Source organism: Mesorhizobium sp. A556, from assembly GCF_054489545.1.
Genome location: NZ_JBTMXA010000002.1, coordinates 230972 through 253577, shown reverse-complemented (window position 1 = coordinate 253577; position 22606 = coordinate 230972). Strand labels below are relative to the sequence as shown.

Annotated in this window: 16 protein-coding genes and 3 pseudogenes; 7 read left to right on the top strand and 12 right to left on the bottom strand. The window is 61.7% G+C overall.

Features of this window, described 5'->3' with window-relative positions:
- Nucleotides 1-24: 24 nt before the first annotated feature.
- From ACX3P0_RS05795 to ACX3P0_RS05765, 7 genes and pseudogenes are all read right to left on the bottom strand, one after another.
- Nucleotides 25-327 (bottom strand): hypothetical protein, encoded by a 303-nt coding sequence (locus ACX3P0_RS05795; protein ID WP_459087191.1) that lies wholly within the window; start codon nt 325-327, stop codon nt 25-27.
- Nucleotides 328-511: 184 nt separating this feature from the next.
- Nucleotides 512-1075: a hypothetical protein gene (locus ACX3P0_RS05790; protein ID WP_459087189.1), complete on the bottom strand. Its 564-nt coding sequence runs from the start codon at nt 1073-1075 to the stop codon at nt 512-514.
- Nucleotides 1076-1618: 543 nt separating this feature from the next.
- Complete coding sequence (locus ACX3P0_RS05785; protein ID WP_459087856.1) at nt 1619-3655, bottom strand: M15 family metallopeptidase; 2037 nt, start codon at nt 3653-3655, stop codon at nt 1619-1621.
- A gap of 153 nt (nt 3656-3808) precedes the next feature.
- Nucleotides 3809-4300, bottom strand: a pseudogene (locus ACX3P0_RS05780) (phage tail tape measure protein); the annotation flags it as partial.
- Between the two features lie 62 nt (nt 4301-4362).
- Nucleotides 4363-5091: pseudogene (locus ACX3P0_RS05775) on the bottom strand (terminase TerL endonuclease subunit); the annotation flags it as partial.
- Nucleotides 5092-5156: 65 nt separating this feature from the next.
- Nucleotides 5157-5432 (bottom strand): annotated as a pseudogene (locus ACX3P0_RS05770) (phage portal protein); the annotation flags it as partial.
- 300 nt (nt 5433-5732) lie between these two features.
- The gene (locus tag ACX3P0_RS05765) at nt 5733-7412 is read right to left on the bottom strand and encodes a DUF6538 domain-containing protein (RefSeq protein ID WP_459087188.1); all 1680 of its coding nucleotides are present in this window, start codon (nt 7410-7412) and stop codon (nt 5733-5735) included.
- 209 nt (nt 7413-7621) lie between these two features.
- On the opposite strand from ACX3P0_RS05765, the gene ACX3P0_RS05760 reads away from it, so the two are divergent.
- The 3 genes from ACX3P0_RS05760 to ACX3P0_RS05750 all read left to right on the top strand — a co-directional run bounded on the left by ACX3P0_RS05760 (nt 7622) and on the right by ACX3P0_RS05750 (nt 11633).
- Nucleotides 7622-9031 (top strand): DUF2793 domain-containing protein, encoded by a 1410-nt coding sequence (locus ACX3P0_RS05760; RefSeq protein WP_459087186.1) that lies wholly within the window; start codon nt 7622-7624, stop codon nt 9029-9031.
- Between the two features lie 72 nt (nt 9032-9103).
- Nucleotides 9104-11020, top strand: coding sequence for a glycosyltransferase family 4 protein (locus ACX3P0_RS05755; RefSeq protein ID WP_459087184.1), 1917 nt, complete (start codon nt 9104-9106; stop codon nt 11018-11020).
- Complete coding sequence (locus tag ACX3P0_RS05750; RefSeq protein ID WP_459087182.1) at nt 10947-11633, top strand: glycosyltransferase; 687 nt, start codon at nt 10947-10949, stop codon at nt 11631-11633. The genes ACX3P0_RS05755 and ACX3P0_RS05750 overlap by 74 nt, the downstream gene beginning before the upstream one ends.
- A gap of 39 nt (nt 11634-11672) precedes the next feature.
- Here the strand turns inward: ACX3P0_RS05750 and smc are convergent, their stop codons facing one another.
- The 3 genes from smc to ACX3P0_RS05735 all read right to left on the bottom strand — a co-directional run bounded on the left by smc (nt 11673) and on the right by ACX3P0_RS05735 (nt 16562).
- Nucleotides 11673-15131: a chromosome segregation protein SMC gene (smc, locus tag ACX3P0_RS05745; protein ID WP_459087181.1), complete on the bottom strand. Its 3459-nt coding sequence runs from the start codon at nt 15129-15131 to the stop codon at nt 11673-11675.
- A 60-nt stretch (nt 15132-15191) separates the two neighbouring features.
- Entirely contained in the window at nt 15192-15935 is a 744-nt protein-coding gene (locus ACX3P0_RS05740; protein ID WP_459087179.1) for a DsbA family protein, read from the bottom strand.
- 129 nt (nt 15936-16064) lie between these two features.
- Nucleotides 16065-16562 carry a DUF721 domain-containing protein gene (locus tag ACX3P0_RS05735; protein ID WP_459080526.1) on the bottom strand — a complete coding sequence of 166 codons (498 nt, stop codon included), beginning with the start codon at nt 16560-16562 and terminating at the stop codon, nt 16065-16067.
- A gap of 51 nt (nt 16563-16613) precedes the next feature.
- Here ACX3P0_RS05735 and mutY point away from each other — a divergent pair, with 51 nt between their 5' ends.
- Together mutY and ACX3P0_RS05725 are read left to right on the top strand one after the other, a co-directional pair.
- A complete protein-coding gene (gene mutY, locus ACX3P0_RS05730; protein WP_459087177.1) occupies nt 16614-17732 on the top strand; it encodes an A/G-specific adenine glycosylase in 1119 nt (372 codons plus the stop codon).
- Nucleotides 17729-18340, top strand: coding sequence for an HAD family hydrolase (locus tag ACX3P0_RS05725; protein ID WP_459087175.1), 612 nt, complete (start codon nt 17729-17731; stop codon nt 18338-18340). Before mutY ends, ACX3P0_RS05725 begins: the two co-directional genes overlap by 4 nt.
- Nucleotides 18341-18427: 87 nt before the next feature.
- Here the strand turns inward: ACX3P0_RS05725 and ACX3P0_RS05720 are convergent, their stop codons facing one another.
- Nucleotides 18428-19558, bottom strand: a complete 1131-nt coding sequence (locus ACX3P0_RS05720; RefSeq protein WP_459080529.1) for a DNA methyltransferase — start codon at nt 19556-19558, stop codon at nt 18428-18430.
- 148 nt (nt 19559-19706) lie between these two features.
- Here ACX3P0_RS05720 and ACX3P0_RS05715 point away from each other — a divergent pair, with 148 nt between their 5' ends.
- Nucleotides 19707-20396: an HAD family hydrolase gene (locus ACX3P0_RS05715; protein ID WP_459087173.1), complete on the top strand. Its 690-nt coding sequence runs from the start codon at nt 19707-19709 to the stop codon at nt 20394-20396.
- A 67-nt stretch (nt 20397-20463) separates the two neighbouring features.
- Here ACX3P0_RS05715 and ACX3P0_RS05710 read toward each other — a convergent pair whose 3' ends face one another.
- The gene (locus tag ACX3P0_RS05710; protein WP_459087171.1) at nt 20464-21072 is read right to left on the bottom strand and encodes a hypothetical protein; all 609 of its coding nucleotides are present in this window, start codon (nt 21070-21072) and stop codon (nt 20464-20466) included.
- A gap of 128 nt (nt 21073-21200) precedes the next feature.
- Here ACX3P0_RS05710 and thrC point away from each other — a divergent pair, with 128 nt between their 5' ends.
- The gene (gene thrC / locus ACX3P0_RS05705; RefSeq protein WP_459087169.1) at nt 21201-22595 is read left to right on the top strand and encodes a threonine synthase; all 1395 of its coding nucleotides are present in this window, start codon (nt 21201-21203) and stop codon (nt 22593-22595) included.
- Nucleotides 22596-22606: the final 11 nt, after the last annotated feature.

Here is a 22606-nt window from a genome sequence, read left to right as displayed (position 1 = left end):
CGGGCCTCTGGTCGATCAGGTCGGCTATGCTGATTCTAGCGTGGTCATATCGCCGTCTATGAAATGGCTCGCCCCATATTCTTCACTGTATTCAGAACGCAAGGCCGCTAAAACCTTCCCGGCCATCTTGAAGCGTAGGGCTATTTCCTCGACACGGTTTGCAAGATCGTCATCGGAAATATCCTTCGTGCCGATCATCGCGACCAGTTCATCAACGCTGCCGGGGAAATCTAACCCCACTTCACCAAACCAGCGCTGATAGTGGCTGAAAACGTCGTTTTCTTTCAGCGTAAGAAACTCACGAAACTTCATAATAAAACCTTCCATTCAGTTTGTTTAGGGCTTGCGCCCGCTCGTGCTGACAAGCCTCGACCGGGGAGCGAATGCCCGCCCGGTGTTTGTCGTCAAGCTGTCAGGGATGCCTAAGTTTCACACAGATCGTAGGAAAACAACGCGCAAATTGAGGCAAATTGAGTCCTGAATGGAATCAACGACTTAGCGCCTGTCCATTTCAAGCCGCCTGGGCGTCTTCTCTGATGTGGTCGGGCCAGATGATGTAGGTCGAGAGCAACCTCGTTGGATCCTTCGACCGGAGGATTGATCGCTCGCGGGCGACAGACAAGTTGAGACTGAAAGCCCTTCCGCCGTTCCTAGCTGCAACCTCGACGCCGTAGCCGAAACGGTCGCGGGCGGGGATTTTTGCGCGCGCCCACGATTTTCTTACGAGCTTTCCTTTGGGCTTCTCCCCTGTGCTTACTATACGAAGTGCCTTCGGCCCTTCGGTGATTGAGAGCTTGGAAGGGAGGTGCGAGGGCCTTACTACTACACAATCTCTTGCCCGATCAGCCTCAACGTCTTTGCCTGCAAGGGTTTGCGGGGCTTTCGTCGCTTCCGGTTTTGTCGCAACTTTGCACAAGCGCGCGGCCTGGGCAGCGGCTAGTCTTTCGGGAAATGAAAGGACGCGCGGTCGAGCCGGGAGTAAGGGGTAAGCCGCAACGGCCGCCTCGAATGACTCAAGGTCAAACCAGTCGGCGGAATCGATAATGCGCCCGGTGATAGGCTCGGAAGTCGGCATGAATAGCTCCAGGAAATCGCGCCGGGGTCGAGGCGGGACGATCTCGAATAGTTCTTTGGGGAGGGTGCGCGACCTGCTTTGTGCATTCGCTGCTTGCCCGAAACGGGCTTAGGAGACTTGGGCGCTTGGCAATTGGTTCGCTGGCACTTGATCACTGAGGATCGATGCGAAGTATAGGCCATGAGCCACCGGATCGCCAGAAGAATCTCGGATTTCGCGTATTTTCCGTGATTTCTCTACCTGACGCTTATAATCGACCGTAGCGGCACCATAGGAATGCACTGGCCGTTTACAGTGTATGGTGCCGGAAATAGCGCTGATCTGCCCTGGTGGCCGTCTGTGTGGCTCTGAGACGCTAACAAATGCATTCCAAGTAGTTATCGCTGATCTGTGAAGATTTCATACTCCGTTCTTGACTTCGCCAGCGAGATACACTAAATTTCGTGAAGTTGCGCGGGGATAGCTCCACTGCTCAATATCGGTCGAATATAGGCCACCCTTCGCGGGGTGGCCTTTTCTTTTTGCAAGCCTTGCAAATATCGATCAGCGCCCGCGACCGGACATGATGCCTCCAGGGCGAAGGGCCGTTTGCATCTCGTTTTGAACCACGCCTCGCATGACAGTTTCCATTTGCTTCGCGGTCTTTCTCGCGAGGTCGTCATTTTGCTCGGGTGTGCCGCCTGACGCATTTACGGTGACAGGCGCATTGATGCTGACAGTCGGTGCGCCGCCCCTATCAGCCATCCAGCCGCCACCACCATTGCCACCACCGACAGGGCCACCGGATGCGAAACGCGAAACCTGTCCGCTGTTGATCGCTTCGAGCAATGCCCGGTGCTTTGCGGTCTGGCGCGCGTTCACGACAAACTCGCCGTCTGAAAGCATTGCCGGAATGCTGTCGCTCGTGCTGGTGCCTGGGCCACGGACGCCACCACCACCGGCAAGGCGTAAGCCGCCCCAGCTATCGACAGGGCCACCACCGGAGAATCCGAGCATGCCGAACAGGCCGCCGAGGATGCCGCCACCACCACCAAACATGCCACCAAGCGGGCCGGAACCCATGAGCGCGGCTTGCAACAGAACATCGACCAGCGAGTCGGCAAGGCGCTTCAGTGCATCCTCTGCGGTCATCGAGCCGCTGATCAAGCCCGAGAATAGGCCGGTGAGTTGCCCGCCAAGCCATTGCTGCGCCTCTGCTGCGCGCTCCTGACTGTCTGCCATGCGCTGGGTCGCGGTTTCGGCCTGGGCCATGCCTTCGGCAAGCTGGCGGATCTCGTCACGCTGCTGTGGCGTAAGGGCGATATTGGCCTGCTGCGCCTGGTTGAGCATTTCTTGCTCGTAGCGGAGCGCCTGGGCCTGCTGAGCCGTCATGCCGATCGCTTGCTGCTCTAGCTGCTGCTGCTGCGTGTATTGCTGCGAGCCGGCGATGATCGACGCATAGTCGGTCGCTTGGCGTTCGCTGTCTTCGTAGCCAGTGCGAAACGTCGCGTCATTGGTCTTCTGGCGCGCGTCGACCGTTTCGATGTGCCACGGCTCGTTGCCCATGGGGAACGTAAGGCCGAACTGTTTGGCGTTCGCATGAAACCAGTCGCGGGCCTCATTGGTGCCGAAACCAAGGTCGGCCGCCTCGCCGGCATTGTGCTGCGACTTGCCGGGAGGTGCCACCCATTTACGGGCCGCTTCCGGGGAGCCGTATTTCTTGAGCGCCTGCGCCCATAGCTGCGATTGACGCTCGAAGGAACGGAAACCGGAGTTGATGGTCGTGGCGTTGCGAACGCTGTCCGGTGCGCTCGCCAGGGCCTTTGTGAGCGCCGTTTGAAGATCACTGGTCATGCCGCTGATATGTGAAGCCGATTTACCGCTGCCGAGCTTGCCGAGCAAATAGCTGGCGGTGTCGCCGGTCGCGGTTTTCATCTTCAGCGCCTGGAGCGCCTGATCGCGAAGCTTCGCCGCTTCGATGGTTGCACCTATCGATGACGCACGGTTTACAGCCTCACGATAGACGGCGTTGATCCGGGTTTCCGCGTCGAGGGTCTTAAGCTGTTCGGCAAGTTCGGGGATTTCGCCCTTCAAGGCGCGGATCGCGTCGGCAAAACTGTTGATGCCCTTGGTCGCCGAATTGCCGGCGCCGCCGACGCCTCCAAGCGCATTATCAAGAGAGCGAACCTCAGGCGCCGTCTTTTTAGCCGCAGCGCCGAGTTCGTCGGTGCGCTTGCCGAGAACGTCGAGGATCTTGGTTTCTTCGTTGCCGATACCGCTTAGCTGTTCGCGTAGTGCGCCAATCGTGCCGTCGATAATCCGGTTTTCAGCCTGGGCGGTAGCGCTCTGGTTCTGGCGCTGCTCATCCTGAAGCGCAAGGATCTTGTTCTCAACCTCTAGGCGGTCCCTGCCGAGACTGGTCAGCTTGCTTTCGAGCGTAAGATTGCGCTGGTTCTCGAATTTGTTGAACTTGTCGATGAATTCCGAAAGCGCGTAGGCCGCCTCGACCACGTTCTTTTTGACATGCTGCCCGATGGTCGAGCCGACGATCTTGAACTGTTTATCGAGGATCTCGGCTTTCGCCAAAAGCTCATCGCTCATGACAATGCCAAGCTCGTTCGCCTCGTCGATCTGCTTTCGTATCGAGGCGGCACCCTGGTCGATCAAAGCGACGAACTTCTCGCCCGCGCTGCCCCCGAAAAGCTCATCGGAAATTCTGATCTGGCTGGCCTTGTCGAACTGCTCAAGCTTGCCGATGATCTCGACCAGAAGCTTCGCCGGATCCTTCAGCTTTTCCTTGAGCGCCGTGGCCGACATGCCGATACGCTTGAACGATTCCGCTGCCGGGCCGGAGCCGGTTTGGATAAATTCGTCGGCGCGAAGCTGAAGCTCCTTTACGCCGTCAGCCAGCGCGTCGATAGGGATACGGTTCTGACTGGCGACGTGGCCGAGTTCCTGAAACGCCCGAAATGAAATGCCGGCCTTTTTTGCCTGGGCACCAACGTCAGCCACGGCGTCGGCGGCTTTCTGTGCTGCCTGGGTTGCTATGCCGAAGGTCGCGCCAATGGCAGCGCCGACGATACCACCACGGCCGAACGCTGCCAGGATCTTGCCGACGCGGGCCGAGGAAGCCGAAAGGCTGCTTTCCATCCGCTTGCCGGCGGTGTCTGCCCTGCGCTCGATTGCGCCGAAGCTCCGATCCGTGGTGCGCCCTGCACGCTGTAGGTCGCGTTCGTAGCGGTTCATTTTGGCTTCCAAGCTTATTAAAAGCCGTTCGCCTTCAGTTGCTGCCATCGTTCAATACCTTTCTAAAAAAACATGAGTCCTTCGGGGCGTCGGCTCGCGTCGGCATAGACGCTGAGGCCGCTGTCGTTCACGGAGCACCTGCCCACTGCCATTGCGGTTGCCATCGCGCCGTCGATCCGGTCGCTGCTCTTGCCCTTGTGGAAACTCTGGTTGCCGGCCTTGTCGGTCTCGACGGCGATGTTGTCGAAGTGCCACCGGAGGATCGGGTGCCCGCCGTGCTTGAAGCGCCTGCCGACAATGGCGCGCTCAAGCTCTTTGACGGCCGGCGCCATCGTCACCCAGCCTTGCCTCATCTCGACGGCCGGGAAACCGTCTTCGGCAAGGTTCGCCATCATGTTCCGGCCTAGATGCGGATCGAAGGCGATTTCCTGCACGTTGAAGCGCGCGCACAATTCCCGAATGTGATCCTCGACCGTGCGGAAATCGACCACGTTGCCGGGTGTCGGGATGATGAATTCATCTTCCGCCCACTGCGGATAGGGCACGCGATCACCAACGGCTCGCTTGTGAAGATTGTCGCCTGGGCAGAAAAACCACGGGTGAACCTGATAGCCGTCTTCGCCGTCGCGCCAACATGCAACGACTGCGGTCAGGTCGGAATTGCTGGAAAGATCGACGCCAAGCCAGCAAGGCGCTTGTTCGGCCTCAAGGTCGTCAAGATCGACCACGCCGTTACCCTCGTCATAGACCGGCATTTCCACGAAGGGACTGGCGCTGTAGGGGAGACGCCGCCCGGTGCCGAGAGGCGAAGGATCTCTTCCTGGGCGAAGACGCGCTTGCCGCTGCCGTCCTGATACTCGAAAACATAGCTGCCGAGCGCGATCTGCTTAGCGGTGACGCGGGTCGGCTCTAAGCGGATGATCTCTTGAACGCGGTCGCCGACACGGTTGACGAAGGCGAAGCCGGTGCCGTGTAGGAGTGCATCGCGGGTCAGGTCGGCGCGAAGTTCTTCCGCGCCCTGAAAGTCGTTTGGCTCGTCGTGAAGGACGAAATAGGCCGGGTGTTCTCGTGCGGTGCGCTTGCCGCCGTTCTCGTCGGCTTCGAAAATCTTGAAGGGGATCACGCCGGACATTTCGGCGATGATGTTAACCGCTGCCCGAACGGCAGGAACGCGCATAGAGCTTTCGGCAGTAATCGACCGGCCGGAGATGGTCTGGATCGTGCCGAATAGTTCGAAGACGGAAGGATCGGTTAGCGTGATCGATTTCTTTTCGATCACGCTACCGAACATTGACTTTACGGACTCAAAGATACGCAAACTATATTCACTTTCGGCAAACCCGACATGTGAACATTATCTCATGACTTGAATCAGGGCACAAGCGAAAAGATCAAGAAAGTTGATTAATTCATGTAAATAGATCGCTTCTTGTTATGTTTTGAGCTTCGACAGGTCTAGTCCGGGATATGCAATCGAGTTCACGAATTCGACGCGCTGCTCAATCATCCCTTGAGGCATGACACCGTATCGGCCGGTCATGCTCGCGCTGGCATGGCCAAGGACTATCGGCCCGAATTGCTCATCCAAATAGCCGGCTCTGCGCATTGCATCGGTCGCGCCGTGCCGGAAGCTGTAGAGCGACAGGCCACGACCGTTCGTTAAGCCTAGCCGTTTTAGATAGCGGCCGAAGTCGCGGGAGAAATCCGCGACCATCTGCCCGCGTGAATTGCGCTTGGCTTCAGGGAACAGTCGGGAATGTCCTGCCGTCTCCATACCGTCGCGATACTTCAGGAAGCCGAGCCGGATCAATTCAGGGTGAACCGGCACGACGCGCATTGATCCTCGGGTCTTTACACTCTTGTCACCCTCGCCTTCCTCGGTGATGTGAATGATCCAGACATTGTGCTCCTGCCGAACGTCTGACATTGCAAGCTGCGCGATCTCTGCCGGGCGCGCGCCGCTGTAGAGCATGACCAGCGGAATCCAATAGCGATGATCGCGGATCATGTGATTGCCCGGCAGGTGCCAGTCGTCATCGTTCTGGCAACCGGTGAACAATGGCGAGGCGAAAAGCGTATTTTGCTGGTCGGGCGTGAAAACCGGCTTTTTGCGCTTGTGCTTATCGACGGTCTGGTGAAGGCCGGTGACGGGGTTCCGGTCGAGGAAGCGACGAAGCACAAGCCAGGCGCCGAAGGAGCCAACGGCTGACAGGTATCGATTCACGGTCCTGTCGCTGATCGTCGGCTTCTTAACCGTCTCATTTTTCTTGATCACTTGGCGCATGGTCATGCCACGAAAAACGGCGATCTCCGCTGCCTTGACCGGCCATTGCATCAAGAGGTCTTTCCAGTCGCCGACATGCTCGCCGGTGATCTTCCGGGGCGGTATGTTGCCGATGGTGCCGGCGAATAGCTGCACGTCGCGCCGAGCCTGGGTGAGCGTGTCGGCGCTGATACCTTTGGCGTTCTCGCGGGCATAACGGTCGTAAAGGTCCATGATCGTCTCGCCCTTCGGTGCCGTCTCCGGTTCGGGCGTGGCATCGACGATGACAGGGTGCGACGGGTTGCCGGCAAAGTCGCCTTCGTTCCGCTCGTCCTCGCGCGCCATGCCCTCATAGACCGCTGCACATAGGTCTTGCGCCAGCGCCCGCCATTCCGGGGAGTGCCTGGCGTAGTTGTGGAAACCCTTCAAACGGAAATGCTCGATACGGTCGCCGACAAGCTCGCCGAGTTCCGTATTCGAAAGCTTGCCCGCGAAGCCATCACGGAAGCGTCGAGCCTCGTCTGGATCGACGCCCATTTCGGCGTATCGGTGATCTTGCGCGCGGGCTATGGCGTCGAAGTCGGTTTGCGTTTTGTAGAGCCGTGCCGCCATCTGCGAGTTCGTCATAGGCTGGCGCTGCTCTTTGATGATCGCCACGCCCCGCCTCGCATCATCGAACTTTTGGTGCCACTCTTTCAGCACGTCCGGCAAGCGGCGCTTAGCTTCATGCGGGTCTTTGGTGCGCAAACTACGATCTTCCGTCTTCCGTCCGATGATGGACTGGAGGTCAGACGGGACGGCAAGTTGGGCCCAATAAACTGAGCCGCGTTTCCTGATATGTGAGGTCATTTTGCCCTAGCCCGCCTTGCAACTTAGGTCAGTATTCTAGGTCAGTCATATTCCGAAAACGTCAACAAATGCAATATCTTATTTGAATATCAGTTGCTTATGGCGGGCTGGATTTATGTCCTGGCGCCCCAGCCATTTTCGACCTGAGCTTATCCACACCTCGAAAGCCCTACCTATACTTGTGCCACTGGCAATCTGGAGTGGCAAACATGGATTCTACCGAAAATCTCAATCTTCCTTATCTCATGCCTTCTCAGGCACAGAAGCATGTGACGCACAACGAGGCTCTACGCGCGCTGGACGCCTTAATCCAGTTGGCCGCCATCAGCAGAACCGTGGAAATTCCTCCGGTTTCCCCGCAGCCTGGCGACCGTTACATTGTGCCGGTGGATGCCACTGGCGCGTGGAGCGGCCACGGCGGCGCAATCGCCGCATGGCAGGACGGAGGCTGGACCTTCCACGCCCCACGCGACGGCTGGATGGCCTATGTACTGGACGAAAGCACGCTGCTTTTCCGGGACAGTTCAGTCTGGGTCGATTATGCGCCCCATCTCGACGAATTGCAGAACATGGCTCTTCTGGGCGTCAACACGACAGCCGACGAGACAAACCGTTTGGCATTGTCGTCGGCAGCCTCGCTGTTCACGCATGCGGGTGCGGGACACCAGATCAAGATCAACAAAGCGGACGCCGGCGACACCGCTTCGGTGCTGTTCCAGACCGGATTTTCAGGCCGCGCCGAATTCGGGCTTGCCGGGGACGACGATTTCCACGTCAAGGTCAGCGCCGATGGCGCGGCCTTCACCGAGGCGCTGGTGATAGACCGGGCGACCGGCAAGGCGACGTTTCCATCCGGAGTGACCGGCCTGCGTGAGACGCTGGCCGCAAACCGCACTTTCTACGTGGCGACTACCGGCTCCAATGCCAATAACGGCCTGACGGCGGGCACGGCCTTTGCCACCTTGCAAAAGGCGGTCGATGAGGCCGGCAAGCTCGATTGCTCAATCTACAATGTCGCGGTCCGCCTCGCCGACGGCAGCTATGCCGGCGCGACGGTCAGCCGCCCTTTGCTCGGCGGCGGCACGCTCTCGATCCTTGGCAATGAAACGACGCCGGCCAATGTGGTGCTCAATTCCGGCACCCTCGTCGACAACGGCGCACATTTATCGATCACCGGCGTGAAATTCGACTTCCCGGCGGACTGGATGCATGCGTTGCAGATCGGGATCGGCGCGCAACTTGCCATCGGCGCCGTCGAATTCGGGACGGTCGGCGCCAATGCCGATCACATCAATTCCGAAAGCCCTTGCCGGATCACCATCGAGCAGGACTACGTGATAACGGGCGGCGGACGCCGCCACATCGGCCTGAGCGGACCGGCCGTGCTCACCGGCACCAACCGTACACTCACGCTCACAGGCACACCGGCTTTTACCCAGTTCCTGTGCGCCATCAATTGCGCAACGATTTCCTTGTGGAACCTCAGTCTGTCAGGCTCGGCCACCGGCAGTCGCTATCTCGCCAGCACCAACGGCGTCATCAACCTCTTTGGCAAGCCGGCGGATTTCCTGCCGGGCGACGTAGCGGGGACGGTGGCGAGCGGAGGGGTTTATGCTTAATATTGCAACTTGAGCGAATTCACTGATGAACATCACAACTCGACAAGCAGTTAGAGGAATCTGACTGCTTTAGTGAAGGAAAATAATGCAAGCGGCACGATCTTCAGAGAGATCAAGGCGTCATCGCTTCTGGCGCGAGACGAGGTCGATCCGCTCCGGCATTTCCTACAGCATAGCCGCAAGCATCGGCTTTCGCCCAGCCGATCGTTCGATACAGGGCGCTATCTCGACCAGCATGTCGATGCGCGCAATTCGAAGCTCAATCCGCTCGTCCACTATTTGAAGCACGGCCGCGCGCGGGGGCTGGAGATTCACGCCGCACCGCCCAGCGAGGCCGACCGCATCCTCGCCTCCAGCCTGTTCGATGCCGAATGGTATCTCGATCATCGTCCCGATGTGGCGGCCGCCAACCATCCCGCGCTGCTGCACTATCTGGTGCATGGCGCGCTGGAGGGCCGTTCGCCGGGCCCCAATTTCAACGCCGAATGGTACCTGATGCGCTATCCCGACGTCGTCGGGCTCAATCCGCTCATCCATTTCATCGACCATGGGCTGGAAGAAGGCCGCATTGCCAAGCAGCCTGCCCGCGCCCTGGAAATTGCCAGGCAAACGCTGGCCGGCGTCGAGGATCTGGACCCGGAGCTTTATGGCGCAGATTATTTCGCCGATGCCGGCCGGCTCGACGTGGTCGATGCGCGCAGGAACAGCCGGGTGTCGCGCTGTTTCGAGCATGTTGTCGAAACGCTCGCATCGCCGCCGCGCCATGTCGTCTTCCTGCCATGGCTTTTGCATGGCGGGGCCGATCTCGTCGCCTGCCACGCCATCCGCGCTTTGGCCGAGACGTATGGGGCGGCATCCGTTCTGGTGGTGCTGACCGACCATGACCGGGAGGAAGCGCCGCATCTGCTGCCGGAAGGTGTTTCGCTGATCTCGCTTTCCCGCATCGAGCCGGCGCTGTCGCAGGCAGAGCGTGTCGAACTGGTCGACCTGCTCATCCGCAGCCTGCAGCCCGACACGGTGCTCAACGTCAACAGCCAGGCCTGCTGGGAGGCGGTCAGGCGCGGTGGCCGCAAGCTCCAGCATTTCACCCGGCTGTACGCCATGCTGTTTTGCCCGGATTTCTCGCCGGCCGACCGGCGGCGTAGCGGCTATGCCGATACCTATCTGCGCCATTGCCTGCCCTTTCTGGCCGGAATCTATTTCGACAATGCGTCCTATATCGAAGAGGTCACGCAACAATTCGGCATTCCGGCCGAGCTTCAGTCGCGGCTGGTCGTCCTGCGCCAGCCGGCACCCGCACCGGCCAAGATCGCGAGGCGCGCGCGCAAGAAAGGCCAATTGCTGCGTGTGCTGTGGGCAAGCCGGATCGCGCCGCAGAAAAACATCGACCTCTTGATGCGCATCGCGGAGGCCGCACCGGAGATCAAATTCCACATCTGGGGGCGCGGCAGCCATGCGCTTGAAGGCTTGCTCGACGAGCTTGCGGCACGCCACGAACATGTGCATTTCCACGGGCCATTCGAACGCTTCGACAGGCTCCCCTTGGGAGAATACGATGCGTTCGTCTATACGTCGCTATGGGACGGTATCCCGAACATATTGCTGGAAAGTGCCGCAGCCGGATTGCCCATCGTAGCACCCGATGTCGGCGGGATCGGCGAACTGGTCGACAAGCAGACCGGCTGGCTGATTGCCGATACGAACGATCCGGCGCCCTATGTGAAGGCGCTAGGCGAGATCCGGGACAGGCCCCGACAGGCCGTTACGCGTGTCGAAGCCATGCGGGGGCGGCTACGTGAAAACCATGACTGGAAGCGCTACCGGGAAATTCTCGCCTCGCAACCGCATACGACCGGGGGACTGCTGAATGGGGCGGGGATCGATAACGGCGGTACTGACCGCGCATCGCGAGGGGATGCTGGCAAAGCCGTCGCTGGAAAGCCTGAAACGCGCAGCGGCGCTGGCCGAAAAAGCCGGGTACGAGGTTGAAACGGTCGCGGTTCTGGATCGCGCGGATGCGCTGACCCGCGAGGTCGTCAGGGCTCACGGTCCCGATGGCTTGCGGATGGAAGCCGTGGATTTCGGCGACCCCGGCCTGTCGCGCAATCATGGGGTGTCCGTCGCCAGCGGGCATTATGTCGCCTTTCTCGACGCCGACGATCTTTGGGGCATGGACTGGCTGGCAAGCGCGGCCAACGTGGCGGGCGCGCGCCCGGCTCCGACCGTCTGGCACCCGGAAGTGAACCTCTATTTCGGCGCGGAAAAGCGCCTGTTCGTCCATGTCGATATGGAGGATGTGCTATTCCGGCCCTCCGGCCTGATGATCGAGAATTTTTGGACGGCGCTGAGCTTTGCCGCGCGCGAGATCTACCTCGACAATCCCTATCCAGAATCAGATTTAAGCGAAGGCTTCGGCTTCGAGGATTGGGCCTGGAACATGCAAACGATCAGTCGCGGTGTCGTTCACAAGGTGGTTCCGGGGACCGGTCACCTCATTCGCCGCAAAACCCACCAGTCGGTCGCCATGGCCGATGCCAATGCCCAGGCTGTGCCGCGCCCAAGCCGCTACATCCACAGGTTCATCGAAGAACGGATGAAATAACGCCCGAGCGCTGGTACAATCGCCTCGTCAGAATGGCGGTCAGCTTGCCTCGCGCATCGCCTCGGCAGCCTGAAGGTCCACCGACACAAGCTGGCTCACCCCCTGCTCCGCCATCGTCACGCCGAACAGGCGGTTCATGCGCGCCATGGTGATGGGGTTATGCGTGATGATGACGAAGCGCGTTTCGGTCGAAGCCGCCATTTCATCCATCAGGTTGCAGAAGCGCTCGACATTCTGATCGTCGAGCGGCGCGTCGACTTCGTCGAGCACGCAGATGGGTGCTGGATTGGTCAGGAACACGGCGAAGATCAGCGACATGGCCGTCAGCGCCTGCTCGCCGCCGGAAAGCAGCGTCATCGTCTGCGGCTTCTTGCCGGGCGGGCGGGCGAGGATTTCGAGGCCGGCTTCGAGCGGATCATCGGACTCGATCAGTTGCAGTTCGGCCGTGCCGCCGCCGAACAGATGCGAGAAAAGCCGCTGGAAATGCACATTGACCGCGTCAAATGCGGCCAGCAGCCGCTCGCGGCCTTCGCGGTTCAGGCTCTGGATCGCCTGCCGCAGCTTTCGGATCGCCTCGATAATGTCCTCGCGCTCGGAGACGATGGCCTCGAGCTTGTCGGACAGTTCCTGCTGTTCTTCCTCGGCGCGCAGATTGACCGCGCCCAGCCGCTCGCGCTCGATCTTCAGCCGCTCCAGCTGGCGCTCGACGTCGTTGACGTCCGGCAGCGGGCTGTCGGCTTCCAGCCCGGTATGGCGGATGACGAGATGCGGCGGCGTGTTCAGCGTTTCCTGGATGCGCGCCTCGACTTCGGCGCGGCGTTCGTCGGCGGCGGTCAGGCGTTCTTCGGCGCGCGCACGCGCCTCGCGCGCCTCGGCCAGTCCCTGAATGGCGGCGATGGCAGACTTGTCGAACGTGGCCTGCCGGCTTTCCGCCTCCGCCAAGCGGTCGCCGGCGGCCTTGCGCAGCGTTTCCGCTTCAGCGATCTGCGACAGCAGAGCGCGCCGCCGCGCATCGATCTCGTCCGGCGCATCGGCCAGCTTTTCACGCTCCGCCTCGGCTTCCGCCTTGCGTTCGCCAAGCGATGCGATCTGCGCTGAGGCGTTTTCGGCGCGCGCCAGCCAGTTGCGACGCTCAGCATTGATGGCCTCCAGCCGGCGCGTCCGCGCCTCGGCCTCGCGCTTCAAGCCTTCATGCACGGCGCGCGCATCGGCCAGCGCGGAACGCTCACGCGAGACATGTCCGGCCGCCTGCTCCAGCCGGGCCTGCAAATCGCTTAGATCGGCGGCGTCCTGCAACAGTTCTTCCGCCTCGATCACGGCTGCCGCCGCTTCCTCGTGGCTATCGACGACCCGCGAGCGCGCCTCGTCCAGAGCAGCGCGGCGACTGGACAGTTCGCCCGAGGCCCGTTCGGCCTGCGCCAAGGCGCTGCGGGCGGCGTCCAGCGCATGCTGCGCATCGCGCCAGCCTTGGCGTGCGTCGCGCTCCGCTTCGCCGGCAAGGCGAAGAGCTGCCTCGGCCTTGGCCAGCGCTTCCTCGGCGCCGCGAACTTTGAGCGTCGCCTCGATGGCTTCCGCATCCAGTTCGGCCAACCTGTTCTTCTGTTCGAGGCGCAAAGCTGCCGCCGTCGGCGCATCGGCGCTCGCGCAAAAACCGTCCCAACGCCACAGCGCGCCCGCGCGGCTGACCAGCCTTTGTCCCGGCGCAAGCAGAGCCTGAAGCCTGCCGCCTTCGCTGTCCTCGACAATGCCGATCTGCGCCAGCCGGCGCGCCAGTTGGCCGGGCGCGTTGACGACACTGGCAAGGCTTTGCACACTGACCGGGAGCGCCGGATCGCCGGGCTGGACAGCGCCCTCGCCCCAATGCACCGGCGCGCTGCGGTCGAGCGGCGCGTCGAGATCTTCGCCAAGGGCCGCGCCCAAAGCCGTCTCGAAACCGCGCTCGACGCTGATCTTTTCCAGCACGGCGGGAAACAGGTCGCCGCTCGCCGCATTGAGCATTCTTGCCAGCGTGCGGGCTTCGGTTTCGATGCCGGCCAGTTCCGCCTTGGCGTCCTGCAACGGCGCGCGCGCGCCGGACTCGGCAGCGCGGGCATCCTCCACCGCCTGCTCGGCATGGTCGGCGGCGGCCTCGGTTTCTTCTAGCGCCGCCTCAGCCTGTTCAACCAGAAGCTTCTTTTCGGCCGGATCGACAAGGCCGGCGATGCGCGAGGCAATGTCGGAAAGCTCGCGATCGACTTCGGCCAACTGGCCGGCAAAACGGTCGCGGCGCTCGGCGGCTTCGCGCAGGCTGCGTTCGATCTGCGTGCGCGAGGCCGCCGCTTCCGCCTTTTCGGCGGTCAATTTGGTCAGCGTCGCCTCGCTGCGTTCCAACGTCGCCGCAGCCTGCTCGAAGGCGGTGCGGGTGTTGGCCTCGCGCTCGGCAGCGCCGGCATTTTCCGCATGGAGCGCCTGCTCCTCACCGGCCAGACGCTCCAGAATATCGGCATTGTCGGAAACCATGCGCTCTTCGCGCTCTATGTCGGCGTCCAGTTGCTGCAGCCGCCGGTCGAGTTCGGCCTGGCGCTGGCCGATGCGGCCGGCTTCTTCCTCGATCTGCGTCCGGGCGATAGACAGGCGCTGAAAGGCGGCGGCGGCGGCGGCTTCCGCCTCGCGCAATTCCGGCAGATGGTGCGCGCCGATGCCCTGTTCCTTCGCGGCAGCCATTTGCGCGGCGGCGCGGTCGCCGACCAGCGCGGTTGCCGTCGCCAGCGCCGAGTGCGCCTCGCCCTCCTGCGCCTTGGCCTGCGACCAGCGCAGATGCAGCAGCATCGCGTCGGCCTTGCGGATGTCGGCCGACAGGCTCTTGAAGCGCGAGGCCTGGCGTGCCTGCCGTTTCAGGCTCTCGATCTGGCTTTCCAACTGCCCAACGACATCCTCCAGCCGCTCAAGGTTCTGCTCCGCGCCCCTCAGCCGCAATTCGGCTTCATGGCGGCGGGTGTGCAGGCCGGAAATGCCGGCCGCCTCTTCCAGCAGCGCGCGGCGGGCTTGCGGCTTGGCCTGGATCAGTTCGCCGATGCGGCCCTGCCCGACCATGGAGGGCGAACGCGCGCCGGTCGACTGGTCGGCAAAAAGCAGTTGCACGTCCTTGGCGCGGGCTTCCTTGCCGTTGATGCGGTAGACCGAGCCGGCCTCGCGCTCGATGCGGCGCGACACCTGCAACTCGTCGGCATCGTTGAAAGCGGCGGGCGCGGTGCGGTTGGAATTATCGAGGAAAAGCGTGACTTCGGCGGTGTTGCGCGCCGGGCGCGTGCCCGATCCCGAAAAGATCACGTCGTCCATGCCGGACGCGCGCATGTTCTTGTAGGAGCTTTCGCCCATCACCCAGCGCAGGGCTTCGACAAGATTCGACTTGCCGCAGCCGTTCGGCCCGACCACGCCGGTCAAGCCGCGCTCGATGACGAATTCGCCGGGTTCGACGAAGGATTTGAAACCGAGAAGGCGAAGGCGCGAGAATTTCATGCGCGCATCGCCCGTCGCAGGCGCGCGGCAAGGCGCGCCTGAAGCAGAACAGCCGAGACGTTAGAGCAGCGGATCGATAACCGCCGAAATTTCGTCAATCGACAACGCCCCCTTGTAGGTCTTCCCGTTGATGAAGAAGGTCGGCGTCGAGTCCACCTTGAACTCGTCGGCGCCGCGCTTCTGCACCGCTCTCACTTGGTCAAGAAGCTTCTGGTCCGTCAAGCATTTGTCGAAGCTCTCCTGTGTAAAACCAGCCAGCTTGGACAGTTGCAACAGCGAATCCTTGACGTTGTCGACCGCGACCCAATTGGCCTGTTGCTTGAACAGCACATCGACCATCGCGAAATAATTATCGCCGGAGCAACGCGCCAGCATGAAACCGGCCTCGGCGCGCGGGTCGAACGGGAACTCGCGCAAAATGTAGCGTACCTTGCCGGTGTCGATGTACTTCTTCTTCATTTCCGGGAAGGTCGTCTCGGCAAAATGCGCGCAATGCGGGCAGGTCATCGACGCGTATTCGACCACCGTAACCTTGGCATCGGCCTCGCCCATGACCTCGTCGGGCAAAGCGCCGGGCTTAAGCAGTTCGGCCATGTCGACGGAGCCCGAGGATTCCGGGGCGGCCACCGCCGGCTTCATGGCGTCAGCGGGTTTCATCGCGTCGGCTGGCTTCATGGCGTCGGCTGGCTTGACCTCGGCCGCCTTCGCCTCCTCACCGGAATCGCTGCATGCTCCAAGCATCATTACCGCCGGCACAGCGGCCAGCGTGGAGAGGACGGACCTGCGGGACAAGGAACGGTTCATTTGAATCACCTGATTGGAATCGGATTTTGCAATGAAACTACATGAAAGCGAATGTTGGCGCGAATTAAGGCATGGCCGCGCGCAATCCAAGCGCGAAAAGTTGACGCCACGATCACGAAACCGCGAGTTTTATTTCTTTTCTCCCAGAATCGTCGCGCCCAGCCGCTCCAGCGAGGCGCGCAGGCCGTCGTCCTCGATCAGGCCGACTGTGCTCGCCAGCTTCTTTTGCTCCGGCACGGTAAGCGGCCGGAACGTGGGTTTGTGCTTTTCCTTTGCCCCGGTCAGCGGCTTCTGCACGATCTTGATGCGGCCGATGGCATTGAAACCGAGGAAGGAATTGACGCGGGCAATGACCTCAGCCGTCTCGTGCTGCAAATGGAGTGCCGCCATGCCTTCGCAGGCGATGACCAGAACCGCTGGCTGGAACGGGTCGTCCTCGTGCATGCGGCGCGGCCACTGGATCTTTTCCGGCCGGGAGTGACGGCTAAGGCGCGGCCCGGCGATCTCGTCCCAGGATTGCACCAGTCCGATCGAGATGCCGGCGCGCTTGCGCAGCACCGGATCGAGGATGCGGGCGGCAAGATCGCTCACCGGAACGGGATTGCTGAAGGATGGTTTGCGTGCCATGCGTTTGTCCAACTCCAATCCAACCGGCACGAAAGCCAATCTTTCCGATCAATGGCACCGCAACACCAGACCCGCAAGGCCGTGCCGGGCAATGACGGCCTCGTCGCCTCCCGCCTGCTCGCCTGGTACGACCGGCACCATCGCGAATTGCCGTGGCGCGTGCCGCCCGGCGATCTGGCGCGCGGGGTGCGGCCTGATCCCTACCGCGTCTGGCTTTCCGAGGTGATGCTTCAACAGACCGGCGTGCAGACGGTCAGATCTTATTTCCACGCATTCGTCGAAAAATGGCCGACCGTGGAAGCGCTGGCGGCGGCTGAAACCGAGGACGTGATGAAGGCATGGGCCGGGCTTGGCTATTATTCGCGCGCCCGCAACCTTAAGGCCTGCGCCGACCGCGTCGCCGCTTCTGGCGGAAAATTTCCCGACACCGAAGAGGGCCTTCGTGATCTGCCCGGCATCGGCCCCTATACGGCGGCGGCAATCGCTGCCATCGCCTTCGACCGCCCGGCTGCCGTGGTTGACGGCAATATCGAACGGGTTGTCTCACGGCTGTTTTCGATCGCCACGCCCTTGCCGCAAGCGAAAGTCGAAATCCGCGCGCATGTCGAACGGCTGACGCCGGTCACGCGGCCGGGCGATTTTGCGCAGGCGATGATGGACCTCGGCGCGACCATCTGCACACCCAAAAAGCCGCGCTGCATGCTGTGCCCGCTTCGCGAGAATTGCGATGCAACGAAGTCGGGCGACCCGGAGTTTTTCCCTGCTCGCGCGGCCAAGACGGCCAAGCCGCAGCGCCGGGGGGCGGCGTTCGTGGCGGTCAGGAGCGACGGCGCGATCCTGCTTCGAAAGCGCCCCGACAAGGGCTTGCTCGGCGGCATGACCGAGGTGCCGACGACCGGCTGGACCGCGCGCACCGACGGCGAAACGACGCCAAATGCAGCTCCATTTGCGGGAAATTGGCAAAAAACGGGGCGAATCACCCATGTTTTCACGCATTTTTCGCTCGAACTGGACGTGTTCCGGGCCGAAACGGACATTGTGGCTCCTGCCGGTGCGTTCTGGTCACCGCCTGCCGACATTTCAGGCGAAGCTTTGCCCACCGTCATGAAAAAGGCTATCGAAGCCGCCATTCCGGGCGCGACGAAGAAAATAGCGAAGAGACCAGCATGACCGAAATCCGCCACATCGTTTTTGACATCGGCAAGGTGTTGATCCACTACGATCCGAACATTCCGTTCAGCAAGCTGATTCCGGACGCGGAGGAACGCAGATGGTTCTTCCAGAATGTCTGCACGCATGAATGGAACATCGAGCAGGATCGCGGTCGGTCCTGGGCGGAAGCCGAGGCGCTCGCGATTGCCGCGCATCCGGACCACGCGGAAAATATCCGCAACTTCCGCCGCCATTGGAACGCCATGGTACCGCATGCCTATGAGGACAGCGTGGCGCTGATGGACAGGTTGATCGACGGTGGCCACGACGTGACCATGCTGACCAATTTCGCCGCCGATACCTTCGTCGAGGCGCGGCAGCGTTTCCCGTTCCTGCATCGCCCGCGCGGGGTAACGGTGTCCGGTGCGATTCGCCGGATCAAGCCGGAGCGCGCAATTTACGATCACCACATCGCGTCATTCGACCTCGACCCGGCAGCGACGCTGTTCATCGACGACAGCCAGCCCAATGTCGACGGCGCCATCGCCGCCGGTTGGCAGGCAGTGCTGTTTACGGGTGCCGAAAAGCTGAAGTCGGACCTTAACGGGTACGGAATCGCCGCATGATTTGAATCGCTTCGCGGCGGCGTTTAAGAATTTGATTCAACCGGGCGATTGCGGCTGCCGCGCCGCCGCCTGCGACGGGACGATCGCTCACCCCGCCCGCTCCATGCCGAGGCGGGCGATGCGGCGAAGCTCGTCGATCGGGGTCAGGCCGCCATTGCGCTCATAGTGCCAGAACGTCCAGCCGTTGCAGGCATCCAGCCCCTGCACCTGCGCGCCCATCTTGTGGATCGAGCCGGCGGCCTCGCCGATCGCCACCGTGCCGTCGGCGCGCACTTTCGCCGTCCAGCGCTTGCGCGAATCGTAAAGCGTGGCGCCCGGCGTCAGCAGACCGGTATCGAGCAGGCTGACAAAGGCGACGCGCGGTTCGGCGCGCTTGCCCGACAGCACGGTCAGGTCGGCGCGGTCCAGCGTGGTAACCGCATCGATGCGTGCGCGCGCGCCATCGATATATTTCTGCTCGCGCTCTATGCCGACAAAGTGGCGGCCAAGCCGCTTGGCGACGGCCCCGGTCGTGCCGGAGCCGAAGAACGGGTCGAGCACGATGTCGCCCGGCTTGGTCGAAGCCATCATGATGCGGGCAAGCAACGCCTCCGGCTTTTGCGTCGGGTGCAGCTTGTCGCCATCGTCGTTCTTGAGACGCTCGCCGCCGGTGCAGATCGGAAACAGCCAGTCGGAGCGCATCTGTACGTCGTCGTTCGACGCCTTCAGCGATTCGTAATTGAACGTGTAGCCCTTGCCCTTCTGGTCGCGCGATGCCCAGATCATCGTCTCATGCGCGTTCTGGAAGCGACGGCCGCGAAAATTCGGCATCGGATTGGTCTTGCGCCAGATGACGTCGTTCAGGATCCAGAAGCCGAGGTCCTGCAGCTTGGCGCCGACGCGGAAAATATTGTGGTAGGAGCCGATGACCCAGATGGTGCCGTTCGGCTTCAGCACGCGGCGCGCCGCCAGAAGCCAGGCGCGGGTGAAGGCGTCATAGGCCTCGAAACTGTCGAACTGGTCCCAGGCATCGTCCACCGCATCGACCTTGGACTGGTCCGGCCGGTGCAGGTCCCCGTCAAGCTGGAGATTATAGGGCGGGTCGGCGAAGATCACGTCGACCGACTTTTCCGGCAGGCGGTCGAGCGCGGCGACACAGTCACCCTTGAGGATGGTGTCCAGCCATTCGGACTGCTGCGGAGCATGGGAGAGGTCGGCGAGGAGACGCACGGCAGACATGTTTACACCCGAGGCACACGGTTACTGTTTACGCCTCGTTATGGTTACCGTTCTGCGTAAATATTTAATGAAGTAGCTGCCGAATTTGCCGCCGCACCCCGCTTGGTGTATGCCGCCCCCGCCCGAATTCTCCCAGTCCCGGATAGCCATGCACCAGCCAGATCTTGTCATTTTCGATTGCGACGGCGTCCTCGTCGATTCCGAAATCATCGCCGCCCGCGTCGAGGCCGAACTGCTGACGGATGCGGGGTTCGAGATATCGGCTGAAGAACTAGCCGAAACCTATGCCGGTCTGACCTTCAAGGACGTCCTGATCCGGGTCGAGGAAATCTCCAAGATTCCGTTCCAGATATCGCTGATCGACCGCGCCGATGAGTTGGTGGACCGCAAACTGCGGGCCGAGGTGCGCGCCATCGAAGGCGTGCATGAGGCAGTGGCCGCCGTTCCGGTGCCGTTTTGCATCTGCTCCAACTCGCGCACCGAGCGGATCGAATTCATGCTGGAGCGGGTGCGCCTGCTGCCGCTTTTTGCCGGCCGCATCTTTTCCGCGCTGGAAACGCCAACGGGCAAGACCAAACCCTCGCCGGACGTTTTCCTGCAGGCGGCCAAGACCCTGGGCGCCGATCCCGCCCGCTGCTTCGTCATCGAGGATTCGGTGCATGGCGTTGCCGGCGCAAGGGCTGCCGGCATGCGGGTGATCGGCTTCACGGGAGCCTCGCACAGCTATCCCGGCCACGCGGACGCGCTGACCGAGGCGGGCGCCGAAACGGTGATACGGCGTTGGCCGGAACTGAAAAGCGTGATCGAAGCATTGTCGGCGTGGTCAGCCGACGCTTGAGAGCCTGCGCGCAAATTCTACCCAGCCGACCGGCTGGGCGAATTATCAAACAGGCTCAGACCGCCGCCTACTTCTTCTTTGCGGACGGACCTTCGTCATAACCGGCGAAGACCTGGTAGTCCTTGGCGGTGGGTTCCGGCACGACGACGTTCGGGTCGTTGAACACGAACTGCGTGGCCGCCGACATGTCGCTTACCTGCAGCTTGTACTGGTGAAGCTGGGAATAAAGCACGTCTGAGCCATGCACGACAACCACGCGGATCGGCATGGTGATGGTGCCGGGCGCGCCCTTCGGGCCGGGGACGACCTTGCCGGCCACGGCGATATTCAACGTCATCTGGCCCGCATTGCGGCTGCAATCGCGCGTCACCTCGGTGATCGCGGCCTGATAGACGATGTCTGCCGATGCGTCCTGTTCTGCATCCGCCGCGTCGGCCTTCTTCTTGCCGCCCTTGGCGTAGGTATTGTAATAAGCAGTACCGGCGCGCAGCGTGATCGCCGGGCAATAAGCCAGAAGATCGCTCGCCTTCACGCGCGTATCCTCCACCTTCGCCTGCTGGTCGCCGCCGACGCCTAAGACACCCTTGTCGCTTGACTGGCAACCCGCGACGGCGAGCATAAAGCCTGACAACGCAACACCAGCCAAAAAGCGGCCGTTAAAAGAACGAAAGATCATGGACTGCGCTTCCCTCTCGCAAAGTTGGGGACCTATAGCAACCGAACGGCAAAAATGCGACTGACGAAGCGGATAAATCCACTACCTTGCTGCAACCCGGCAAGCCCGGCACCAACGGACGGCTGACAATGCACTATGTGAGTACACGCGGGGAAGCACCCGTTCTCGGTTTTTCCGAAGCCGTGATGGCGGGGCTGGCGCGCGACGGCGGGCTCTACGTGCCGCGCGAGTGGCCGCATTTTTCCCATGCAGAAATCCGCGCGATGCGAGGCCTTTCCTATCCCGACCTTGCCATAAGGGTGCTTACCCCTTTCCTCGGCGGCGAGATCGCGGCGCCCGTGTTCGAGCGTCTGGTGCGCGAGGCCTACGCCACGTTCCGGCACGAAGCCGTCTGCCCGCTGGTGCAGCTTGGCCCGAACAACTTCGTGCTGGAGCTTTTTCACGGTCCAACCCTCGCCTTCAAGGACGTGGCCATGCAATTGCTGGCCCGGCTGATGGATCATGTTTTGGCCGAGCGCGGCCAGCATGCCACCATCGTCGGTGCGACCTCGGGCGATACCGGCGGGGCTGCCATCGACGCGTTTGCCGGGCGCGACCGCACCGACATCTTCATTCTGTTCCCGCATGGCAAAGTATCGCCGGTCCAGCAGCGGCAGATGACGACATCGACGGAAAGCAATGTCCACGCGCTCGCCATCGAAGGCAATTTCGACGATTGCCAGGGTCTGATAAAGGCTATGTTCAACGACCATACCTTCCGCGACGGGGTTGCACTGTCGGGCGTCAATTCGATCAACTGGGCGCGAATCATGGCCCAGATCGTCTATTATTTCTCGTCTGCACTTTCGCTTGGCGGCCCCGATCGGCCGGTTTCGTTCACCGTGCCGACCGGTAATTTCGGCGATATTTTCGCCGGCTACGCCGCCAAGAAGATGGGGCTGCCGATTGAAAAACTGGTCATCGCCACCAACGACAACGACATTCTGGCACGCACGCTTGCGACCGGCGCCTACACGACCAAGGGCGTCATCGCGACCACCTCGCCTTCCATGGACATTCAGGTGTCGTCGAATTTCGAACGGCTGCTGTTTGAATCCTCCGGCCGCGATGCCGCGACCGTGCGGCGCTATATGGATGGGCTGAAACAGTCCGGCGCTTTCACGCTCGAAGCCGCGGGAATAGCCAATATCCGCGCCGAATTCGACGCCGGCCGTGCGACGATGGAAGAGACGGCGGCGACGATCCGCTCGACACTCGGGAAATCGAATTATCTGCTCGATCCGCATACGGCCACGGCGGTCCACGTCGCGGCGAGCCATGCCGGCCCGGTGCCGATGGTGGTGCTTGGCACGGCGCATCCGGCGAAATTCCCGGCGGCCGTCGAGGCGGCCAGCGGCGTATCGCCGGCCCTGCCCGCATGGCTGGGCGGGCTGATGGATTCGGAAGAAAAATACTCGGTGCTTCCATCTGAGTTGAAAATGTTGGAAGATTACATCCACCGCCGCACAAGGGCGGCGCGTTAAGGAGTCTTTTT